This window comes from Streptomyces cadmiisoli, from assembly GCF_003261055.1.
Lineage (GTDB): Bacteria > Actinomycetota > Actinomycetes > Streptomycetales > Streptomycetaceae > Streptomyces > Streptomyces cadmiisoli.
The window spans coordinates 8,883,988-8,904,633 of sequence record NZ_CP030073.1 but is presented as its reverse complement, the minus strand read 5'-3'; the positions used below and the strand labels follow the sequence as shown (position 1 = coordinate 8,904,633).

Here is a 20,646-nt window from a genome sequence, read left to right as displayed (position 1 = left end):
GCACGTCCGGTTCTGAGGGGGCCGGGTCACGGCGACGTGACCCGGCTACCCGACCGCCACCGGGCCGTGGCCACGAGGTACGACAAGCTGGCCGTGCGCTACGAGGCGACAGTTCTCGTCGCAGCCATCAATGAATGGCTATGACCAACCCCCTGGAGACTACCCCTGCTTTGCCAGGTGCCGGCTCACTCATCCGCGTCCGCGCCCACGGCGTCCGGCAGATGAGCGACCAGAAGCTCGGCGGCTTCGTCCGGAGTCGCGGCTTCCCCGAGGAGGTCGCCATAACCGGGCGTGTAGATCTTGTACGGCGGTCCACCACAGACGATGAAGGGCAGGCGGTCCCTGTCCGACTCAGGCCACAGTGGCGGCGCAGCACGCAGGAAGTGCAACGTACCGTGAGTCGGGAAGGGAAAGAGGTCACGAAGTCGGGACTGAGCGTATGCCGCCTCGACGACCAAAGGATCCCCCTGCCTGGTTCCGGGAGTGCCTTCCAGCAGTTGGCGCCAGGCCGTCTCGATGTCAGGGGCTTCGGGCATGAGCTGATCTTCCACACTCGAGGCGACTGCGGACAAGTCTCCGGCCTCCTTGCGGGGGACATTCCCAACACGCCCTAGTCGCTCAGCACTGAGATGTCGTGGTCCTGAGCCCACCAAAGAGTCCTGAGTTTCACACCTCATAACAATGCTGCGGCCGGGGGCAGTCGACCTGCCCCTGTTCACCACGGGCCGCCGATGCCTGCCCAAGACACCACCCGGAGACCGGATGGGAACAGCGGCGCACCGTCGGGAAGGGCCGGCGCGCCCCGCTCCCCCGTCGCCGACCTGGCTAACGCCAAGTCGACCTGAACGCCACGCGCACCGTGACGCAAACCTGCAGCGGCAACCACGAGTTGTCCACGAAGGTCCTGCCATCGCGGCCCGATCACAAGAAGTCCACTCCGCCGGGACCAGCGTTCGACATGCTCCTTCCAGAACTGGAAAAATACAGCTTTTTCATGTCTACGAGATGTGTGTCACATCATGAGCAGGTTCCTGGTCATACGGGTTAACGCAGGCAAACAGCCTGCCAACCCGAGGAGTGCAACCATGACTGAGCCCGTTCTCGAGCCCGCGGCACAGGAGCTCGCGGATGCCACGGCCAACCCGCCGTTCCTGTACGAACTTGGCCCGGAAGGCGCCCGGAAGGTTCTGGACGATCTGCAAGCTGCGCCAGTGAAGAAGCCAGACGCGGAGGACAAGTGGATCACCGTGCCCGCTGCGGTCGGCGACGTGCAGATACGCATCGTCAAGCCCGTCGGCAGCCGGGGCCCGCTGCCCGTCGTGCTCTACGTGCACGGCGGCGGCTGGGTCCTCGGCAACGCCGGCACTCATGACCGTCTGGTGCGCGAGCTGGCCATCGGGGCGAATGCCGCCGTCGTGTTCGTCGAGTACGACCGTTCACCGGAGGCCAAATACCCCGTCGCCATCGAGCAGGCATACGCGGCTGCTCAATGGATCACTGCCAAGGGGAGCGAGGAAGGCCTGGACGCCTCGCGTCTGGCGGTGGCCGGCGATTCCGTCGGCGGCAACATGACTGCCGCACTGACCATCATGGCCAAGCAGCGCGGCGACGTGACCTTCGTGCACCAGTCGCTGTACTACCCCGTCACGGACGCAGCCCAGGACACCGACAGCTACCGGGAGTTCGCGGACGGCCCATTCCTCACGGCGAAGGGCATGGCCTGGTTCTGGGACTGCTACACCACCGACCCAGCCCAGCGTGGTGAGATCACCGCCTCGCCGCTTCGAGCGAGCCTGGAGGAATTGAAGGGCCTGCCGCCCGCGCTCGTCATCGTCGACGAGAACGACGTGCTGCGCGACGAGGGCGAGGCGTACGCCCGCAAGCTGACCCAGGCCGGCGTACCCACCACGAGCATCCGCTACAACGGCATCCTGCACGACTTCATGATGCTCAACCCACTCCGCCCCACTCAGGCCACAACTGCCGCGGTGGAGCAGGCCATTCACGCCCTGCGCGCCGCCCTCCACAGCAACTGAGACTGCCGCGCTGCTCAGCCACAGCACCCCAAGGACCACAAGCACCGACGCCATACGCACCTCGGCGCTCGCGCACGCAGACCTGACAGACGAAGACATCTGTTTGCTGCGACTACTCATCACCCCACAGACACAAAGAGCACTGTGGGCGAACCGATCAGCTCGGTCACTCGGCACCCTGCCAACCCTCGTACGGAACCGTCGAGCCCGATCGACTCACCGAGCCGGTCCCCGGCCGTAGCCCGATCCCGGCAAGTCCCCTGAGCTGCCCTCGCTTCCGCTCACGGACTGCCACTCCATGGCTCGCGGCAGCATCCTGCCGCACTGCGGCCATATCCATCTATCAGGAAATGACCGAAACCTCCGCCTCGAAAGGGCCCTTTCATGTACCGTCACTCGCGTCTTCGGCGTGCCCGCACTCCGCTCACCCTCATGGCCGCCGCAACCGTCGCCACCGCCCTTTTTGCTACGTCGGCCGGTCCGGCCACCGCTGCCAAGAGCACGCCCTCAAAGAGCGGCAAGCCGACCGTCGTGCTCGTCCACGGCGCGTTCGCCGACTCCTCCAGCTGGAACGGTGTCATCAAGAAGCTGAAGGAGAAGGGCTACCCGGTAGTGGCCGCCGCCAACCCGCTGCGCAGCCTGAGCGGCGACGCCGCCTCCGTCAAGAACCTGCTGGCAAGCATCGACGGGCCGGTGGTTCTTGTCGGGCACTCCTACGGCGGAGCGGTGATCAGCAACGCGGCCCACGGCTCCGACAACGTCAAGGCACTCGTGTACGCCGACGCCTTCCTGCTCGACAAGGGCGAGAGCGCCAATGACCTGGCGAGCAAGTTCCCGGGCAGCGTCATCAACAAGGTTCTGCGCCCCGTCCCGATCGCCAAGCCCGACGGCTCCCAGGACGTCGACCTCTACATCGACCAGTCCAAGTTCCACCAAGCCTTCGGCGCGGATGTCCCCGCGAAGACCGCTGACCTGATGGCGGTCACTCAGCGCCCCGGAACCGGCACTGCTCTCAATGAGCCCTCCGGAGAGCCTGCCTGGAAGACGATCCCCTCCTGGGCCCTGGTGGGCTCCAATGACCAGATCATCCCCCGGGATGCTCAGCTCTACATGGCCAAGCGCGCCCATGCCCACATCAAGGAGATCAAGTCCTCCCACGCGGTGAGCGTGTCCCACCCGGGTGCCGTCACCCGCATCATTGAGAAGGCGGCGCGGACGGTCCGCTGACCAGCACACTCAGCCGTGCGGGGCGGTGAAGGCGCCGCCCCGCACGTTCGTCGTCAGCCGCCATCAGTCCCCCCGTGAGCTTCCGCCGCCGGTATGCGGCTCGGACGGCCGCTCAGGTGCGACCGTGGTCTCATCCAGTCAGATCCTGCTCCTCGCATCTGACCGCCATGGGCAAGTGCGGGTCGAGAATGCTTCCGTTGCCGCAGGTCGCGCTGCGATCGGAAGTTGGCACCGGTCAAGCGCCTCACACACGAGTCGGTGGCGCTGCACCTGGGCCCGCTATGCCGGAGGTCTGGTCTGTGCCGGGGTCTGGTTCCAGGTGAGCAGCTTGTCGGGGTTGAGGACTGCCCAGACCTGTGCGACCTGGTCATCGGCGATGTCGAGGCTGACGACGGCAGCGACCTGATGGCCGTAGCGGGCCACGAGGCCGGTGCGGCCGTTGACGGAGTGCGTGGTCAGCGTGGTGCCAGGGTGGCAAGTCAGGAGTTTCAGCAGGCTGTGGGCAACATGCCATCGGCCGTGGACGGGCCTGGGCAGCGCCCGGACCTTGCCGCCCCCGTCGAAGAACGCCGCGACGTCCGGATCCAGCAGGGACGCCAGCAGGTCGACGTCATCGTTCAAGCAGGCCTGGCGGACCGCGCGGACAGCGGCGTCATGCTGCTGCGGCGTGGTGGGAGTTGAGCGTCGCAATCGAAGGAAGTGCAGGAGTTGTTGCGCTTCGTTACGTTCTGGGACGGGGTGCCCCCAGACGTTGGTGAATGTGCCTGGGGCCATCCCGAAGACGTCTTCAAGTAGAAATCTCACCCTCCTGGCCGGGGACAGGGAGTCAAGCGCCATCGGTTGCACCCGACTCACCTCGGCCTCCGGCACAGCAGCGGGGCGAGCAGCCGCTCGGCGCACTTCAGCGGTCTCACCCTCGTGGGTGACGTCATCATCCAGGAAGGGCTGGGCCAGGCGGCTTCGGCAGATCCCGTCCACGGTCCTCGCAAGCCACGACCGGGGCGCTTTGATCCGCCGGCGTGCGGCCTCCGAGAGCCCGAACCACCTGCGGTAGGTCTCGTCGACGACGCTCTCCGCCTCACTGCGGCGGCTCAGCATCGAATCGGCGACATCTCGCAGATACCGACGCTCGTCGAGCAGCTCGGCGATCGGCATCGCGTCAGTGTGGTCCATTCGCCACCCTCCATCCCACGAAACAACACTTCGTATACGAACCTTCGCATACGAAGATACACTGGTCGCGCAAGCGCCACTTACGAGTCCGCAACGCACCCATCTACGAGAGGCTTCCTTGACCGACATCCCGCACAGCCTCACGGACGCCCCCCTGCACCTGCTCAGACGGGCACTGCAGGCCTATACCGCCCAGTGGCAGCGCCTGTACCCACAGCTCACGCCGCCCCAGGCTTCAGTCCTCCTCACCCTGCGCGACAGACCCTCGATCAGCCAGACCCACCTGGGCGAACTCACCGCAATCGACGGAGCAACCCTCACACCACTCCTGCGCTCACTGGAAGAACGCGGATATCTCAGCCGCCGCGTAGACGAGCACAACAGACGCCGCAAACTCGTGGAACTCACGAAACACGGCGCCGACGTCGTGGAGCAGGCCCAGCGAATCGCTGCGCGAACGGACGAGATCATGCTCGCCGACCTCACCCAGGAGCAGCGCCGCAACCTCATGACAACCCTGGCCACCTTGGCCGGCCTGACAAAACGCTGAGGCCGTGCCCTGCTCTTCGACACAGCCGCTTGCCTGCATGCCGCGGACATGACGAAGGTTCGGAGACGGCGCCCTACCGGACGAAGCACCTGGTCATGAGGGTGACAGCGACCCAGACGATCAAGGTTTCGGAGTGCTGGATGAGTCGTCCGCAGTCCCTCGCGCGGCGGCGGACATCATCCCGGCGAACGACCTTCTCAACGACTCAACGCCGGGAGCACGACGAAGCAGGAGATCCTTTGGGCGGCTGACCATGTCGCGCTGCACCGCCGGCGCGGCGTCGGTAGGGCGTACTTCGCACGCGCTGGTCAGCGAAAGCACCTGTGACCTCGACAGCGCCCACTACTGGGTGCTGCCCCCGCGCCCCGCTGCGCAAGCTGTACATGGGTCGAGGCATCCTGGCCCCAGGCTGGGCCGCGACGTCCTCCGTCCGCCATGATCCACTCGACGCCTTAACGATCACCCTGCCGGCCGTCTACCTGTTGATCGACACGGTGGCATCAGTGATCGACTACCGCGCGATCACCAACGAATCGCAAGATCAGGTCACGTGGTCCCGGCGTGGTCAGAGCTCACATCGCGATCGCCCTCGACGCAACTGGAGCCAATGGCCCGCAGGCGGTACGGCACGTCTTCGGCACCTGGGCCGTCATCTCCGGCGTGGCCCAGATTCTGATCGGCCTGCGGCGGCGCGGCCCCGAACTCGGTGCACAATGGCCCGTGCTGGTGGCGGGAGGCCTGTCCACCCTCGCCGGCCTAGTACTGCACTCGTTTCGCGCACACCAAATGCTGACTCCGCGACGTCCAACCTCACATCGTGTCCGGCGCGGACCTCCTCCGGTGGGTGTCCTGCAGCGCCAAAATCGCCTGAGACCCGCTTCTGTTCGCCGTTCTCCGGCTCGGCCTCACCGCCGTGTGGGCTGTCGACCGACACGGCGCACGGCCCGCCATGCGCCCTCCCCACCGACGCCCCCGCACGGCCGCGTCACGGCCCCGGTGCTCAAGTGCCGAAGCCCCAGCCGTGGCGCACATCACTCGCGCCAGGTGACCATGGGCAGCGACCCCCGCAACGGGGCGCCTGCGCGCCTGGCTCCGCGCAGAACGCCTCCGCTGCCCGCCCCATCTGGGACAGCGCAGCCGTCGTCCCCGATGGGGCAGGTGGACCGCTGGTACGGCAGCCAAGACAGCGAGACGAGAACGATGCTGCGGCCTGCGCCAAAGCCTTTCGGGCACGCGGTGACCAAGAATCCGTTGACAGGTGCACGGATGAGGATGACTGTCCTGTCGGCCTTGTGGTGCGATGCGCACCACGCGCTCGAGGCCGACCGTACATCTGCTCACCTGTACGGTCCGGGATGCTCTCGCTGGTCACAGGTCACCGGGACAAGCATGACGCGCACTGGCGCCCGGCGAACCTCGCTTGCCAATGCCCCAGCGCCTGCCCTCTCGGCGACGGCCGAACGCTGACCCTCTGATGGCGGATCAAAAGTGACCCACTTGGTGATCTTCGTCTGACTCTGGCCTTGGTGATCAAGGTCAGGAGGGAAGGTGATCCTCGTGGAGGACTGGGCAGAGATCCGCCGGCTGCACCGGGCTGAGCAGATGCCGATCAGGGCGATCGCTCGGCATCTGGGCATCTCGAAGAACACCGTCAAGCGGGCCCTGGCCAGCGACCGGCCGCCGCAGTACCAGCGGCCGGCCAGGGGCTCGGCCGTCGACGCGGTGGAGGTGCAGATCCGGGAACTGCTGCGGGAGACTCCGACGATGCCCGCGACGGTGATCGCCGAGCGGATCGGCTGGGAGAGGGGCATGACCATCCTCAAAGACCGGATCCGGCAACTGCGGCCGGCCTATGTTCCGGTTGATCCGGTCTCGCGCACTGTCTATCGGCCAGGTGAGCTGGCCCAGTGCGATCTATGGTTCCCCGAGGCGGACATCCCCCTTGGTTATGGGCAGAGCGGACGCCCGCCGGTCCTGGTGATGGTGTCCGGCTACTCCCGCGTGATCGCCGCCCGGATGCTGCCATCCCGCAGGACCGGCGATCTGATCGACGGGCACTGGCGGCTGCTGACGGAGTGGGGTGCCGTTCCCAGGACGCTGGTCTGGGACAACGAGGCCGGCGTCGGCCGCGGCCGCCCGACAAGCGAGTTCGCCGCGTTCGCGGGCCTGCTCGCCACGAAGATCTACTTGTGCCGGCCGAGGGATCCGGAGGCGAAAGGGCTGGTGGAACGGGCCAACGGCTATCTGGAGACCTCGTTCCTGCCCGGACGGCACTTCAGCGGACCGGACGACTTCAACACCCAGCTGCAGACCTGGCTGAAGGTCGCCAACCGGCGTGTCCACCGCACTCTCGGGGCCCGTCCGGCCGACCGGTGGGCAGCGGACCGGGCCCAGATGCTCACCCTGCCCGCGGTCGACCCGCCCACCTGGTGGCGGTTCTCGGCCCGGCTGGGCCGGGACCACTATGTCCGGGTTGACACCTGCGACTACTCCGTCGACCCCGCCGCGATCGGCCACCAGGTCACCGTGCTGACCGACAACGAGCAGGTCATCGTGCTCACCTCCGGCGGCGAGATCGTCGCCCAGCATGCTCGCTGCTGGGCCCGCCACCAGACCCTCACCGATCCCGAGCACGCCGAGGCCGGACGGGCGATGCGCCAGGAAGCACGGCGCCGGCCCACCGGTCACATCCACGCCGTCGGCTCCGCCTCCAGCCCGCTCATCGAGGTCGAACAGCGCGAGCTGGGCTCTTACGACCGGTTGTTCACCGTCATCGACGGCGGCGAAGGCAAGGAGGCCGGCTGATGGCCCGCACCTCCACCACCACCGACGCACAAGCACCCGCCGCCGACACGGCCACAGGTCGCAGGACCGGTCAGCAGACCGCCTCCGACCTGGCATTCCTGGCCCGGGCCATGAAGGCCCCGGCTCTCCTTGCCGCCGCCGACCGGCTCGCCGAACGGGCCCGCAAGGAGTCCTGGACCCACGCCGAATACCTGGTCGCCTGCCTCCAGCGCGAGGTCTCCGCCCGCGAATCGCATGGCGGCGAGGCACGAGTACGCGCCGCCCGTTTCCCCGCGATCAAGACGGTGGAGGAGCTCGACGTCACCCATCTGCGCGGCATGACGCGCCAACAGCTGGCGCATCTGGGCACGTTGGACTTCATCGCGGGCAAGGAAAACGTCGTCTTCCTGGGCCCGCCCGGCACCGGGAAGACCCACCTGGCGATCGGCCTGGCAGTGCGGGCCTGCCAGGCCGGACACCGCGTCGCTTTCGCCACCGCCGCCGAATGGGTCGACAAGCTCGCCGCCGCCCACGAGACCGGCCGCCTGTCGGCCGAGCTCACCAGGCTCGGCCGCTATCCGCTGATCGTGGTCGACGAGGTCGGCTACATCCCCTTCGAAGCGGAGGCCGCGAACCTGTTCTTCCAGCTCATATCAAACAGATACGAACGCGCGTCCGTGATCGTCACCAGCAACAAGCCCTTCGGGCGCTGGGGAGAGGTCTTCGGCGACGAGACCGTAGCCGCCGCCATGATCGACCGACTGGTCCACCACGCAGAGGTCCACTCCCTCAAAGGCGACTCCTACCGCATGCGAGGACGCGAACTCGGACGCGTCCCCACCGACACACCCGACAACGACTGAACCACCCATCGACACCAACCGGGTCAGATTTCCACCGCCCAAAGTGGGTCACGATTCAGCCGACGCCGACATGCCCCCGCGCGAGCCACCTCCGTCCCGGACCAGCGCGACCGCGGCAGCCACGCTCTTGCACTGTCACAAAACAGACTCCTACGCGGACAGGCTTTCGAAACAGGCATAACGACCTCAGATTCGTAGCTCTCGCCAGTCACCCAGCCACCCGAGGAACAACAGCTTGATGACCATCACCGACCAGGCGACAGCCGGTACTCGGATGAACGCGTCTGACGTGTCGGGTACGGCGTTCGCGCTGCTCGACCAGCAGGGGATGGTGGTCGCGTGGACGCATACCGCCGAGCAGCTCGTCGGGTACTGCGCCGGCGAGGTGGTGGGACGGTCCGCCGCCCTTGTCCTGCCGTCCCTCGATGATGCGGAGGCAGTAGCGGTGTTCGTCGATCAGTGCATTGCCCGCAACGGCTGGCCGGGCGCTACGGCGGTGCGCCATCGTGACGGCCGCGTGCTCGACGTCAGCATGCGCATGTCGAGGGTGTGGGGACGGGACGGAACAGTGCGGTGGATCGCTTCCGTGACCGACATCGGCGTACTGTCCGCAGACGCGTCGAGCGGACGGGCGCAGGGGGCACTTCTTGCCCGTGCGCCGATCGGCGTCGTCGTTCGTGATCTGCAACTGCGCTGCGCGTGGCTGAACGACGTGATGGAAAGCCAGGACGGGGTTACCGCTGAGCGACGGCTCGGATGTCGACCCACCGATGCGTGGCCCAGCACCGAGACCGAGGCGACCGAGGCCGTGATGCGGCAGGTACTCGAGTGCGGCACCACCAAGGTCCGCGAGTACCGGACATGGCTGCCGGCCGGCCGGGGTCCGGAGCGCCCGTTCGCGGTCTCGTTCTCCTGTCTCCAGGGTGCCGACGGCCGGCCTCTGGGGGTGTGCGCCATCAGCGTTGATGTCACCGAGAGGCAGCAGGTACGTGAGCGCCTCGCCGTCCTTGGCGAGGCCGGCACACGCTTCGGCAGGACCCTGGATGTGATGCAGACCGGCCAGGAACTGGCCGACCTCGCCGTACCCCTGTTCGCCGACTTCGTCACGGTGGACCTGGTGCAGTCGGCCGTGATCGGCGAGGGGGTCCCGGTCCGCATCGGCTCACGAGGCGAGCGACTGCGCGTCCTGCGGCGTGCCGGTCTGGCTTCGATCCACCAAGGGGTCCCGGAGTCCCCGTGGGGGCGAGGGGAAGCAATCCCGATGCCGCCAGAGGCACCCTTCTTCGAAGTCCTGCGCACCGGGAGGTCCTACCTGCAGCCGTCGTTTGACACCTCCGCGGGCACCTGGATCGACAAGGACCCGGCACGGGCCCAGAAGGCCCTCGAGACCGGCATGCACTCTGTGATGCTCGTCCCCATCCGCGTGCGGCGCGTCCTGCTAGGCGTGGCATTGTTCCTCCGCACCGAGAACCCGGCGCCATTCCAGGAGGCGGATCTGCTCCTGGCCGAAGAGTTCGTCAGCCGCGCCGCAGTGTCGTTGGACAATGCACGCCAGTACACACGCCAGCACAACGCGGCCTTCGCACTCCAGCGCACCCTGCTCCCACGCCGTTTGAATGGCGGCATGGCGGTCGAGGCGGCCTCCCGCTACATGCCCGCCGACATCGACCGCGGTGTCGGGGGCGACTGGTTCGACGTGATCCCGCTGTCCGGCGCCCGGGTGGCCCTCGTCATCGGGGACGTGGTCGGACACGGCATCAACGCCGCCGCAGCCATGGGAGGGCTCCGCAACGCGGTCCGCACGCTCGCCGACATGGAACTGCCCCCCGACGAACTGCTGACCCGTCTCGACGACACCGTCCAGCGACTGGCAGAAGCAGACAGCGATGCCCCGGACCAGGCTGCCACCGCTGTCGGCGCCACCTGTCTGTACGCCGTATACGACCCGATCACCGGCAAGTGCACCATGGCAACAGCCGGACACCTCCCGCCCGCGATCATCGGCCCGAACGGCCACATCACCTACCCTGACCTACCCACCGGAGCTCCCCTCGGAATCGGGCTGTGCGTCCCCTTCGAGGCCGTCGAACTGGAACTACCCGAGGGAAACCTCATCGCCCTCTACACCGACGGCCTGGTCGAAACCCGCGACAACGACATCGATGACGGAATGCACAGCCTGGGCACTGCCCTCGCCCATCCGGATCTCCCCCTGGAAGAGCTCTGCACCCACGCGATGCAGCCCGTCCAAGGCCAGACGGCGTGCGACGACGCAAGCCTGCTACTGGTCCGCACCCGCACGCTCAGCCCGAACCGAGTCGCCACCTGGACCCTTCCGAGCGACGACACCTCCGTTCGCCGCGCCCGGAACCTGGCAGCCGGCCAACTGGCCGCGTGGGACCTGGAACGTCTCGAGGACTCCACCAAACTGATCGTCAGCGAACTGATTACCAACGCAGTCCGCCACAGCACCGGCCCCATCCAGCTACGTCTGATCCGGCACCAGGTCCTGACCTGCGAAGTGTCGGACACAGACACCTGCCTCCCGCGTCCGCGCAACGCGGGCGCCTGCGACGAGAACGGCCGTGGCCTCTTCCTGGTCTCCCAACTGTCCCGACGATGGGGCTCCCGTCCGATACCGGGCGGCAAACTCGTCTGGGCCGAGCAGGACCTCGACCTCCGCCCCTGACGAGCAACCGGACCACCCGGGCCTATCGCCTGCCGCCACCGCACAACCCGCCGGCCTTGGGGGCTTTTCGGGCAGTGGTCAGCCTCACTGCGCGACCCGTAAGTAGGATCACGTCATGACTGCCGATGCCCCGCTCACCAGAGAGTCGTTCCGGCGCCTCCACCCGATCAGCTCGCCCAGACCGGTGGCTCTGGTGCCGGATCGTGTCTGGACTGACGAGGACTGGGACCGGATCCAGCGCGGATACGCAGCCCGGGACATGGATGAGAAGTGGAACATCTTCGTCGAAGCCGATGCCGTTTTCATGCACCGGAGTTGGACCGGTTACGGCGTCTATGAGGCGTCCTTCGCCCCTGTGGCTGGTGATGGAAGAAGAATCGTCTCTGCCGTGGTGGAGGGCGATGGGGAGCGTTATCGGAGCATGGGCGACGAGTACGACCGTCTGATGATAGAGCTGATCATCAGTGCGGTCGTCCTTGGTGAGCCGGCTGCGGACCTTCGGGCAGGGCTCGTGGAGCTGACTGCTCGGGCTTCGGGGAAGAGCGATCTTCCTTCGGGTCTGGTGCAGCACAGTCTTCTGGGTTCGCGTTCTGGATCGTGAGCTCTGGACACGGGCGTGTGCTGTCACGGCCTCGGGCCATGTGACTGGATCCCGCGTTGCAGGCCTGTGATCTCGCCGTATGCCGCGGCCAGTTGCTGGCCGCGCAAGGTCTTCATACGTTGACGCAGGTCGGGATGGCTGAGGGGAAGTCCGAGCTGACGCTGGCGCACGAGCAACGGCCCGGAAGTTGATCTCCACATCCTCCTTGATCATTCTTCTCATGCCCGACTTCCGCTCGCTCCACGGCCTGGTGGCGCTTGCCCTGTGCGCCCTGCCACAGAGCCGCGTAGCCGTGTGGCTAGGGTTGCGGTGCGGTGCCGCAGTCGGTCATGAAGGATCACGGGGCTGCGTCATCCCCGTCGCACGCGCTGGGAGGTTCTTGTGCACCGTTTCCAGACACCGGTGGCAGCAATCCGCCGCGCCCTGCCGGTCGTAGCGTTGGGGGCAGTGGTGGCAAGCGCGGGGGCGTGCCGTCTCGAGCCGGAAGAAGAGGTGACCGGGCCGGAGCTCACGGTCTCGAAGCTGTTCTATCTGCGGCCGTACGGGGACGGCGCCGGGCCGAAAGGGAAGATCCCCTTCCACATCTCGACTTCCGATGGAACGGGGCGCTCGCGCGCCGAGGCGCCGCTCGAGGACGGCCGGCTGGTGGTCAGTGTCGACGGGCCCGGCAGGGCAGTGAAGCTCAAGACCCAGGGCTCCCGTTGCTCCGGTGACGAGGTGAGCGTGACCTGCAAGTTGGGGGCCGCATACGACAACTGGCTTGATCTGGGCCGGGTCTGGCCCGTCGCGGCGGCCGGCGCCGAGGCGGGCTCCCGTGCGAAGCTCCGGTACCGGTACACCATGGCGGACGGCACCGTGCTGAAGGCCGTCACCCGGGTGGTGGTCGGCGAGCCGGTGCTGGAGGTGAGCGCCCCGAGGACCCTGTCCGGTGCGCTTCCCGGCATGGAGATCGACATACCGGTCACGGTCCGCAACACGGGCGAGATCACCGCCGAGGGACTCGGCTTCGGGCTCGATGTGCCGGGGCGCAACGGCTCCACCATCGTCGGCGAGGCCGGCAACTGCCGTTACCAGGCGGGCGATGCACGGCACACCGCCGTCTGCCGGCTCCCCGGCCTGCGCCTACGCCCCGGAGAGAGGGTGACACTGGCCCCGGCCCTACGCATCCGCGCACCCGAGAGCGTGCTCGTCTCCAGATTCCACCAGCAGGCCTGGCCCCTGGACCTCGGGCCGCCAAAGGACAGCAACTGGCCCACCGACGGCGAAGCCGGAGACGGCCCGGCACTGACGCGTGTGGCCACCCCCGCTCATGAAAGGCTGTTCCACGCCGAAGGAGACGCGTGGACCGAGGTGGAGCTCGCCGCATCCGCCGACTTCGAGGCGATCGGCGCCGAGATCCGCGGAGTCCCCGACAGCGAGCACAAGGTCTCCGTGGGCGTCCGCAATAACGGGCCCGGGGCGACCGCACCCGCCGGCCTGAAGTTCACGCTGCCACCCGGTTCGACAGCGCTCGAGCAGCCCATGACGGCAATCGACGTGGCCGCATATGAACCGTCGTGCGAGCAGGATGGCATGACTTTCACCTGCCCGGTCACCGAACTCGGCCCAGGCAAGAGCCAGATGTTCGAGTTCACCCTGCGCCTGGGCGGTGACAGCACGGGCTTGGTGGACGTCGGCAGAAGCCGCTGGGACGACAAGCCGGACAACGATGCAGCCGTGGTCACAGTGAGTCCGTAGCGGACACGGCCATGCCCGCACCCTGGCGACCATCCAACACACCCTGGCCAGGCAGTGATCGGAAGTGGTCCGGCCTGGCCGTCACCAACCAACAGGTAGGCCGATATTCGTCGTCAGGCGGCTACGAGCATCTCAGGGCTGGCCAAGCGGGTCGCCTCAATGATGGTGCGGCAATAGCAGGTGGGGGCACCGGAAGTTCCGCCGATAGCCGGTGGGCACTCGGCCTTGCGCTGCTGGCAGCGCTGGAGTCGGCGACCGCAGTGCAGCCAGGACATAGTCCGCCCGACCGTCGATACCTCGTTACCGAGATCCGCGACAACTTGATCACCCGAATCACCGAAGCCGAGACAGAAGGCTAGCTGGGCGAGGTCGAAGGTCTTCATGTCAGCCTGGACTGCGCCGAAGAGAGACCTCGGCAGATCGAACGCGTCCACTGGCAGCGTACGGCCGTGAACCTTGGCATCCGGCACCACGGGGTAGTGATCGACAAGCCCGCACAGGCGGGCCGCCATGCACATCGAACGCAAGATCGAGAACAGGTTCAAAGAAGCATGCATCAAACGCCCTTCAGAACACGATCAAGTGCCGCCCGCCCTGCAGGTCCCCAGTGCGGCTTGCCGCCGGGAAGGCCCCGCTCCCCGTTCTGCCCCATGAGCATCAGGAAGAGGCTCTTCATAGCGGCCAGCCCGCGGGCGCGCCGGATCGTCGCCTCGTCCGCATGCGCGTACACGTCGAAGAACCGTGAGGCCGCACCCGCGGGCAGCAGTACCCATGCGGCGGCGAGGTCCCACGCCGGATCGCCGGCGAACATGTCACCGAAATCGATAATGCCCGAGAGCGTTCCGTCCGAGACGACGACGTTCGCCGGATGGAGGTCGCCGTGCACCCACACCGGCGGACCCTCCCACGCGTGGGCTTCAGCGGCGTCGTCCCAGACTGCCCGGACGTCGGAGGCGATGTCGTCGGGGGCAACGGCCTGGAAGAAGTTCTCGAAGCCGTCCGTGCAGTTCCGGGGATGGGCACCGCGGTCCATAGCGATCGGTGCCTCGGCAGGTGCCTCCACATGGAGCGCCCGGAGGAAACCCGCCAGCGTGTCGGCCGCGTGGGCGCCGCGGCTGATCGCGCCATGGTCCAGCGGCTCACCGGGAACCCACGACATCACGGTCCAATGCTTGGGGAAGCGCTCGGACGGTTCACCGGACCGCACCGGGGTCGGCACCGGGAGCGGCAGGCGCGGGGCCAGCACGGGAAGCCACCGCCGCTCCTTGAGCTGGAGCTCCGGGGTGGGGTCCATGCGCTGCATGCGTACGGCCAACTCGTCTCCCAGGCGCCACATTTGGTTGCCCCAGCCGCCCGCCACCTCACGAATGGCCAGCCCTGCCAGGTCTGGATGTTGCTCCTGCAGCAGGTCGCGGACCAAGTCTGCGGTGATCTCGATCTCGGTGTCGGTCATGCGAAGTCACAGTACTGAGGCGGCACGTGGATCGCCTCGCGCGCTCCGAAGCGTGTCGCCGTGATTCCGCTGGCATCACCAATTCGGTTTTCAGGGAGATGCAGATCAGAGTCGTTGGGACGGAACGGCCCCAGAGCTCAGAGAAGCCTGCGTCCGCTGCTCGACGCTCCGCCCCCCATCCGGCCATCGCGGCCGCCTGATCGAGATCCGTGACAACCTTGTGGTCCGCATCACCGAGGCTGGAGGTGAGGACTGGCTGGGGAAGCTGGAAGGACTTGAGGTCAGCCTTGCCTGCCCACGACAAGCTCGCCCAGCCCGATTCCGAAGAAGCCCGCTGCAGAACCGTCGTGGACCTCATCCGCATCCCGACCCTCCGCGACGCCGCCGGGCGGCATGGCGCCTCGCACCATCGCAGGTGACATCCTGCACCGACGAGTTCATCTCGCGCACTCGGCGCTCTGACCCGAATACACGCTCCACGCTCCACGCTCCACGCTCCACGCTCCACGCTCCAGTGACCGGTATCGGCCGATGCGAGGGAGCCCAGCGGTGCCAGGCTCCCCCAGGAACGCTGTCGATTCAGGTCTGGTTCGTGGCGGACGGCGCCGCGCCATCGACATCCGTCAAGCCGTAGCGGTGTGCCAGATCGCTCGTGGACACCGCGGTTCCCGAGTGGTCTCGTACCGCTGGGTCGGCTGCCAGCGCGGTCACGGCACGTCCGACGAAACGCGGTGACTCGGCGGCGTCGACGTCGAACCTGCCCTCGCCGGGGAGCTCGATCTCAGAGCGGCCGTGCCCGGCCCTGCGGGCGGCAGCGTCGACCAGTTCGGTCCGGACCAAGCCTGGCCACACGGACACCACGGACACGTCGCGCGAGCGCAGTTCCACGGCCATGTCCGCTGTCATCTTGTCGAGTGCGGCCTTGCCGACGCCATACGGAGTGTTGTGGGAGTACTGGCGTGCGCCGGCCGACGAGATGTTGACAATCAGCCCTCCTCCACCGGCGAACAGCAGTGGCACCGCATGGACGCTGGCGACGTAGTGCGAGCGCGTGCCTATGTCCAGTACCTGATCCCACGCGGCGAGCGGCAGCTCCCAGAACGGCTTGCCGAGCCACGCGCCGAGGTCCGGGGACGAGAAGACGTTGTTCACCAGCAAGTCCAATCGGCCGGTGTCATGGCGCACGCGCTCAAACACGTGCGCCACCTGCTCGTCACTGTGGTGATCGCACACGAGGGCTATGCCCTTGCCGCCCAGTGCGGTCACCTGGTCGGCTGTCTCGCTCACGGTGCCGGGCAGCGAACCCGCTGCGACGCTGCGGCCGGTCACGTAGACCGTCGCGCCGGCGGCACCCAGCTCCAGCGCGATCCCCTTGCCTACCCCACGGCTCGCGCCGGTGACGACGGCGATCTTGCCGAACAGTGGTCGATTCATGCTCGCTCCTAAACGGGACTCACAGTTGACGTCGTCCGAGAGGGAAGTCCGGCTTGCGCTCGGGGACGGACCGTCCGATCACTTGCACTCTAGGCATGATTGCACTGAGTGCAAAATTACCCGGATGGTAGAGTCCATCTCATGGCGGCGGACGGGCTGAGGGAACGGAACAAGAACAGGAAGCGGGAAGCGATCCTGCGGGCCGCCCATCAGCTCTTCGCCGAACGCGGATACGAGACGGCCACGATCACCGACATCGCTGAGCGGGCCGAGGTATCACGACGAACGGTCACCCTGTACTTCCCGACCAAACTCAGCCTTGCACTGGCTCACCTCGACGCGCTTGAAACGCGACTCGACGCCGCGATCAGCGAGCGTGAACCAGGCTGGAGCGCCATCGACGCTGTCGAACACTGGCTCTACAGCGAACTGGACCAACCCGCAGAACTGAACGCTCTCACCGAGCGCATGCTCACGCTCAACCCCGAGCTACTGGCCCCTCACAAGGCGCGTATGGCCGAGATCGTCGAGGCCGGAGCGCGTCGCCTGGTCGAAGAAACCGGCACGCCTCCCCACGACAGAGACGCCCGCATGACAGCCGCGGCCGCTGCCGCGCTGTGCTCCTCCCTGGGTCCCGAACCAACACGCGACGACATCGTCGCTGTCATGACTTTCCTGCGGGCGGGCGTGGAAGCCCTGACGTCGAGGGATGACTGAAGGCTGGCAACTGGCGCTGTCGAACCGAGCCGGTGACACGCCGTCCAGAGTCACAGGCCGAAGGCACCGCCCTCGATAAGGATGAGCAGACCAATGGCGATCAGGACCAGGGGCAGCAGGATGTGGCCCCAGCGGGCGAGTGCCTTGGCGATGACAGGCCGGGTGGCGAAGAATCTACCCGCGCAGCACCACACGGCCACCAGTATGAGGAACACCGCGGCGTACACGCCCATCCCGCCGACGCCGGCCGTGGCGAAGACCGGCACGTAGACCCCGATGTTGTCGCCGCCGTTAGCGAAGGTGACCGCGGCGACCTCCAACGGCCTCGGCCCGCCCCCCTCACCCTGTTCATCCTCCTCGCCCCCGTCCCCGGCGCGGTGGTCCTTCCATGCCTGCCAGGTGGCCTTGAGGCCCAGAGCGAGCGGCAGCAGGCCGAGATACGGAATTGCGGACTCGGGCAGAAACGTGGCGCCAAACGCGGCGGCCACCGCCACAGCGAGGATCGCCGCGTACCCCAGATACTGGCTCAGCACGATCCGCCGAGTGGACCTGGGGTGGCCAGAGCCCTGAGCAAAGAACAGCGCCAGGATGAGGAGGTCGTCGATGTTGGTGACGGCAAACAGGCCGGCTGCCTGTCCGATGATGCCCAGATCCACGAGTAGCCGCTCTCCTGTGATGCGGGTGTCCCGGTGACGCTACCGGGAATCCGGATGTCAACGATCGCGGGGCCAAGGCTCGGCGCTGTCCGTTCCACCTGTGGCCAGTTCCGCCGTGTCCAGAATCGGGGCGGAGGCGAGACGGCCGACCACCAGACAGTCGGCTACGGCCGGACAACGGGCCGTTCGTCCCGGGGCGCGGCATCCAGGACCTCGACACATGGACCCACCTCTCGTCCATACCGACAAAAACCGCGCGGCCCTGCTCCAGGCCGTCGACACGCCCCGGCAAGGAGCCCGTCGAGGAATGCCGGGCCGCTGAAGCTCCAGCCAATCATGCGGGAGAAGAGACCGATCCCGCCGCTGTCGCTGTCGGGCATCGCGCCATCCGTCGTGGCGTCGTACAACTTCACCAGCAAGTACGAGGGCTGCCACCACTCCCCGGCCGCGAATTCCCCCTTGTCCCCTGCCCTGGCACCGCCCTGCCGGGGGAGGGAGGCGATGAGGTCCAGTGGGAAGACAGCCCGAAGAGATCACTCGGCAGCGCGCATCCCTTCCAACTGCTCAGGCGGATTGATAGACCGCAGTACGAGGTGCCGACCTGCGGGTGCAACAGATGACGCAAGAGATGTTGCACGGAATGGCACCCGCACCCGCACCCGCACCCGCACCCGCGGAATCATGAGGCAGAGGCACGGCCGAGCCGATTTCCTCCACCGGCCTCCTGCACTGACCACGGCCCCAACCACTGATTGCGGGATAGAGCCGCCGCTCTTGCAGTCCGCATGCTGGTGTACCGTCAGACCAAAGACAGTTGTTCATTCAACTATCGAACGAATTCAGAGGAGCACTCGATGGCCCCCGCCACCGAGCGGATACCCGCCCTTTATCTGTCACACGGAGGGCCGCCACTCGCTGACGACCCTGTCTGGCCCGGTCAGCTAGCTGCCTGGTCGGCCGGGCTGCCAAGGCCGCGGGCGATCCTGATGGTCTCGGCACATTGGGAGGAAGCCCCACTGGCCCTGGGAGCCACCGCCACGGTACCCCTGGTCTACGACTTTTCGGGATTCCCTGAGCACTATTACCAGGTGACCTATCCCGCGCCCGGAGCCCCTGAGCTGGCCAAGACCGTCAGGAAGCTGCTCCACGCCCCCGGGAATCTGGTGCATGACGTCCCCGACCGGGGCCTCGACCATGGCGCGTACGTCCCGCTGGCCGAGATGTACCCGGACGCAGACATACCTGTGCTGCAGATTTCGCTGCCCACCCTCGAACCGCTGCGACTCTTCGAGCTAGGCCGTCGGCTGGCCCCATTGCGTGACGAAGGCGTGCTCATCATCGGCAGCGGCTTCTTCACTCACAACCTGCAGATGTTCAGCTTGCAGCACGAAGTCCACGCAGCGACGGCCGAGTTCGACGACTGGGGCCGCTGCGCCCTGGAAGCCCAGGACATAGACGCGCTGTTCGATTTCGAAGTCAAGGCGCCCGCCGGGCGGCTCGCCCACCCCCGCACCGATCACTTCGCCCCTTTGTTCATCACCCTTGGCGCTGCTGAGGAGGACCTCGGCACTCAGCGCAGCGTCATCGACGGCTTCTGCTGGGGCCTGGCAAAGCGTTCCGTTCAGTTCGGCTGAGTCGCCGCAGGTGAGCACGGCCGCGGCGCCTTCGTCATCTTCTGTGCCGTGGTCCCTTGAAGTGGGCCGAGCAAGTGCCGGCTATCCGCCGACCCGGCTTTGGTCCGATGTTGTGTTGGCGACGTTCAGCACGGGCGACCTGACGGTTTCCGCTGGCGAACCGGCCACTGGTGGCGACGTTCTGGCCCACGAATCTCACGTTGCGGCGGGCGGCATCGCTGTTAGGGGCCTCGAAGTCTGTCGCCGATCGCATCCTGGATCATCTCTCTCCGCTGCCCGCCATCTCGCCAGCCCGCTGGCAGGACGTGGGCAAGCACTACATCGCCGCCAAGGAGCGCGGCAACAGCCGCCTCGTTCGGCGAAGCCACGTTCAAGGGCGGATCGATCGACTACACCAACGCCAGCTTCGCCGGGGGAATCGATTCTGGCGGCGCAACGCACAACGGCGGCAGCACAGTCGACTTCACCGACGCTACGTTCATCGACACGGCAAGACGCTTGGACGCCGCTGCGCGCGGCCACGCTGTGGCGATTTCGTGGTTCTGTCGACGACCAGGTAGCGCGCCGGGCAGGCGCGGGAACTGGCCGCTCAAGTGCTCGGCGAGCACGGGACGCGTCGGCACCTCGACAAGTCGGGCGTCGTCTGTCTGACCAGAGGCGGACAAGGCGTCGTGTACGGATGGATCAGCCGGCTCGGCGTCTACCGCCTGACCGGGAACGTGCACTGGGGCACGGCGCATGCCGACCGGTGAACTCTGTCGGAAAGCCGGATGCGGGCGACCTACGCGTCCGGTTGGAAGCGGTGGGAACTGGCACGGAGCATCAGCCGCCGCGCCAGTCCCCTACCCTGCTCAGCCGGCGTTCATGGCGTCTCTCAGGCTCTTGGGGCGCATGTCGGTCCAGTTCTTCTCGATGAAGTCAAGGCATGCTTGACGCGCTGCCTCTCCGAAGACCGGCTCCCATCCGTCCGGCACGTCGACGAATGTGGGCCAGAGCGAGAACTGACCCTCCTCGTTCGTCAAAACAAGGTAGTTGGCGTCCTGGTCATCAAACGGGTTCGTCATCATCAAGTCCCATCTGTCGCTCAGAGGT

At 66.9% G+C, this 20,646-nt stretch carries 19 protein-coding genes and 2 pseudogenes; 14 read left to right on the top strand and 7 right to left on the bottom strand.

Going from position 1 to position 20,646, the window contains the following annotated elements:
- Window positions 1–54: 54 nt before the first annotated feature.
- Window positions 55–144, top strand: a pseudogene (locus tag DN051_RS47950) (IS5 family transposase); the annotation flags it as partial.
- A 41-nt stretch (window positions 145–185) separates the two neighbouring features.
- Here DN051_RS47950 and DN051_RS39030 read toward each other — a convergent pair.
- Entirely contained in the window at window positions 186–572 is a 387-nt protein-coding gene (locus tag DN051_RS39030; RefSeq protein ID WP_246040771.1) for a DUF6193 family natural product biosynthesis protein, read from the bottom strand.
- A gap of 513 nt (window positions 573–1,085) precedes the next feature.
- Here DN051_RS39030 and DN051_RS39025 point away from each other — a divergent pair.
- Complete coding sequence (locus tag DN051_RS39025) at window positions 1,086–2,036, top strand: alpha/beta hydrolase (RefSeq protein ID WP_112441648.1); 951 nt, start codon at window positions 1,086–1,088, stop codon at window positions 2,034–2,036.
- 384 nt (window positions 2,037–2,420) lie between these two features.
- Entirely contained in the window at window positions 2,421–3,263 is an 843-nt protein-coding gene (locus tag DN051_RS39020; protein WP_079001565.1) for an alpha/beta fold hydrolase, read from the top strand.
- A gap of 279 nt (window positions 3,264–3,542) precedes the next feature.
- Here the strand turns inward: DN051_RS39020 and DN051_RS39015 are convergent, their stop codons facing one another.
- Window positions 3,543–4,436 (bottom strand): sigma-70 family RNA polymerase sigma factor family protein, encoded by an 894-nt coding sequence (locus DN051_RS39015; RefSeq protein ID WP_112441646.1) that lies wholly within the window; start codon window positions 4,434–4,436, stop codon window positions 3,543–3,545.
- Window positions 4,437–4,554: 118 nt separating this feature from the next.
- On the opposite strand from DN051_RS39015, the gene DN051_RS39010 reads away from it, so the two are divergent.
- The 7 genes from DN051_RS39010 (at window position 4,555) to DN051_RS38985 (ending at window position 13,660) form a co-directional block, all read left to right on the top strand.
- Window positions 4,555–4,986, top strand: coding sequence for a MarR family winged helix-turn-helix transcriptional regulator (locus DN051_RS39010; protein ID WP_053762096.1), 432 nt, complete (start codon window positions 4,555–4,557; stop codon window positions 4,984–4,986).
- Window positions 4,987–5,547: 561 nt separating this feature from the next.
- Window positions 5,548–6,453 (top strand): DUF308 domain-containing protein, encoded by a 906-nt coding sequence (locus DN051_RS47945; protein WP_425471705.1) that lies wholly within the window; start codon window positions 5,548–5,550, stop codon window positions 6,451–6,453.
- An 81-nt stretch (window positions 6,454–6,534) separates the two neighbouring features.
- Complete coding sequence (istA, locus tag DN051_RS39005; protein ID WP_112441644.1) at window positions 6,535–7,791, top strand: IS21 family transposase; 1,257 nt, start codon at window positions 6,535–6,537, stop codon at window positions 7,789–7,791.
- Window positions 7,791–8,633 (top strand): IS21-like element helper ATPase IstB, encoded by an 843-nt coding sequence (istB, locus tag DN051_RS39000; protein WP_112441642.1) that lies wholly within the window; start codon window positions 7,791–7,793, stop codon window positions 8,631–8,633. Before istA ends, istB begins: the two co-directional genes overlap by 1 nt.
- Before the next feature lie 238 nt (window positions 8,634–8,871).
- Window positions 8,872–11,322, top strand: coding sequence for a SpoIIE family protein phosphatase (locus tag DN051_RS38995; RefSeq protein WP_246040770.1), 2,451 nt, complete (start codon window positions 8,872–8,874; stop codon window positions 11,320–11,322).
- A gap of 115 nt (window positions 11,323–11,437) precedes the next feature.
- On the top strand, window positions 11,438–11,923 hold the full coding sequence (locus tag DN051_RS38990) for a hypothetical protein (protein WP_079001562.1): 486 nt from the start codon (window positions 11,438–11,440) through the stop codon (window positions 11,921–11,923).
- A 492-nt stretch (window positions 11,924–12,415) separates the two neighbouring features.
- On the top strand, window positions 12,416–13,660 hold the full coding sequence (locus tag DN051_RS38985; RefSeq protein ID WP_112441640.1) for a COG1361 family protein: 1,245 nt from the start codon (window positions 12,416–12,418) through the stop codon (window positions 13,658–13,660).
- Window positions 13,661–13,773: 113 nt separating this feature from the next.
- On the opposite strand, the gene DN051_RS38980 is transcribed toward DN051_RS38985, so the two are convergent.
- The 3 genes from DN051_RS38980 to DN051_RS38970 all read right to left on the bottom strand — a co-directional run bounded on the left by DN051_RS38980 (window position 13,774) and on the right by DN051_RS38970 (window position 16,547).
- On the bottom strand, window positions 13,774–14,205 hold the full coding sequence (locus tag DN051_RS38980; RefSeq protein ID WP_162624713.1) for a hypothetical protein: 432 nt from the start codon (window positions 14,203–14,205) through the stop codon (window positions 13,774–13,776).
- 11 nt (window positions 14,206–14,216) lie between these two features.
- Window positions 14,217–15,113 (bottom strand): aminoglycoside phosphotransferase family protein, encoded by an 897-nt coding sequence (locus DN051_RS38975; protein WP_112441636.1) that lies wholly within the window; start codon window positions 15,111–15,113, stop codon window positions 14,217–14,219.
- Between the two features lie 579 nt (window positions 15,114–15,692).
- Entirely contained in the window at window positions 15,693–16,547 is an 855-nt protein-coding gene (locus DN051_RS38970) for an SDR family NAD(P)-dependent oxidoreductase (RefSeq protein WP_112441634.1), read from the bottom strand.
- 141 nt (window positions 16,548–16,688) lie between these two features.
- Here DN051_RS38970 and DN051_RS38965 point away from each other — a divergent pair, with 141 nt between their 5' ends.
- Window positions 16,689–17,264: a TetR/AcrR family transcriptional regulator gene (locus DN051_RS38965; RefSeq protein ID WP_112441632.1), complete on the top strand. Its 576-nt coding sequence runs from the start codon at window positions 16,689–16,691 to the stop codon at window positions 17,262–17,264.
- Window positions 17,265–17,314: 50 nt separating this feature from the next.
- Here the strand turns inward: DN051_RS38965 and DN051_RS38960 are convergent, their stop codons facing one another.
- Window positions 17,315–17,920 (bottom strand): cadmium resistance transporter, encoded by a 606-nt coding sequence (locus DN051_RS38960; protein WP_112441630.1) that lies wholly within the window; start codon window positions 17,918–17,920, stop codon window positions 17,315–17,317.
- A gap of 854 nt (window positions 17,921–18,774) precedes the next feature.
- On the opposite strand from DN051_RS38960, the gene DN051_RS38955 reads away from it, so the two are divergent.
- From DN051_RS38955 to DN051_RS45365, 3 genes and pseudogenes are all read left to right on the top strand, one after another.
- The gene (locus DN051_RS38955; RefSeq protein WP_112441628.1) at window positions 18,775–19,554 is read left to right on the top strand and encodes a dioxygenase family protein; all 780 of its coding nucleotides are present in this window, start codon (window positions 18,775–18,777) and stop codon (window positions 19,552–19,554) included.
- A gap of 96 nt (window positions 19,555–19,650) precedes the next feature.
- A pseudogene (locus DN051_RS47940) lies at window positions 19,651–19,850 on the top strand (IS5/IS1182 family transposase); the annotation flags it as partial.
- A gap of 297 nt (window positions 19,851–20,147) precedes the next feature.
- Entirely contained in the window at window positions 20,148–20,306 is a 159-nt protein-coding gene (locus tag DN051_RS45365) for a hypothetical protein (protein ID WP_162625095.1), read from the top strand.
- Window positions 20,307–20,405: 99 nt separating this feature from the next.
- On the opposite strand, the gene DN051_RS38950 is transcribed toward DN051_RS45365, so the two are convergent.
- Entirely contained in the window at window positions 20,406–20,618 is a 213-nt protein-coding gene (locus DN051_RS38950; RefSeq protein ID WP_281289071.1) for an MbtH family protein, read from the bottom strand.
- Window positions 20,619–20,646 lie beyond the last annotated feature (28 nt).

Excerpts from the sequence above, each read along its gene's own strand:
- DN051_RS39025 (WP_112441648.1), top strand. The coding sequence starts at position 1,086 with ATGACTGAGCCCGTTCTCGAGCCCGCGGCACAGGAGCTCGCGGATGCC.
- DN051_RS39020 (WP_079001565.1), top strand. The coding sequence starts at position 2,421 with ATGTACCGTCACTCGCGTCTTCGGCGTGCCCGCACTCCGCTCACCCTC.
- DN051_RS39015 (WP_112441646.1), bottom strand. The coding sequence starts at position 4,436 with ATGGACCACACTGACGCGATGCCGATCGCCGAGCTGCTCGACGAGCGT.
- istB (WP_112441642.1), top strand. The coding sequence starts at position 7,791 with ATGGCCCGCACCTCCACCACCACCGACGCACAAGCACCCGCCGCCGAC.
- DN051_RS38995 (WP_246040770.1), top strand. The coding sequence starts at position 8,872 with ATGACCATCACCGACCAGGCGACAGCCGGTACTCGGATGAACGCGTCT.
- DN051_RS38990 (WP_079001562.1), top strand. The coding sequence starts at position 11,438 with ATGACTGCCGATGCCCCGCTCACCAGAGAGTCGTTCCGGCGCCTCCAC.
- DN051_RS38975 (WP_112441636.1), bottom strand. The coding sequence starts at position 15,113 with ATGACCGACACCGAGATCGAGATCACCGCAGACTTGGTCCGCGACCTG.
- DN051_RS38970 (WP_112441634.1), bottom strand. The coding sequence starts at position 16,547 with ATGAATCGACCACTGTTCGGCAAGATCGCCGTCGTCACCGGCGCGAGC.
- DN051_RS38965 (WP_112441632.1), top strand. The coding sequence starts at position 16,689 with ATGGCGGCGGACGGGCTGAGGGAACGGAACAAGAACAGGAAGCGGGAA.
- DN051_RS38955 (WP_112441628.1), top strand. The coding sequence starts at position 18,775 with ATGGCCCCCGCCACCGAGCGGATACCCGCCCTTTATCTGTCACACGGA.
- DN051_RS38950 (WP_281289071.1), bottom strand. The coding sequence starts at position 20,618 with ATGACGAACCCGTTTGATGACCAGGACGCCAACTACCTTGTTTTGACG.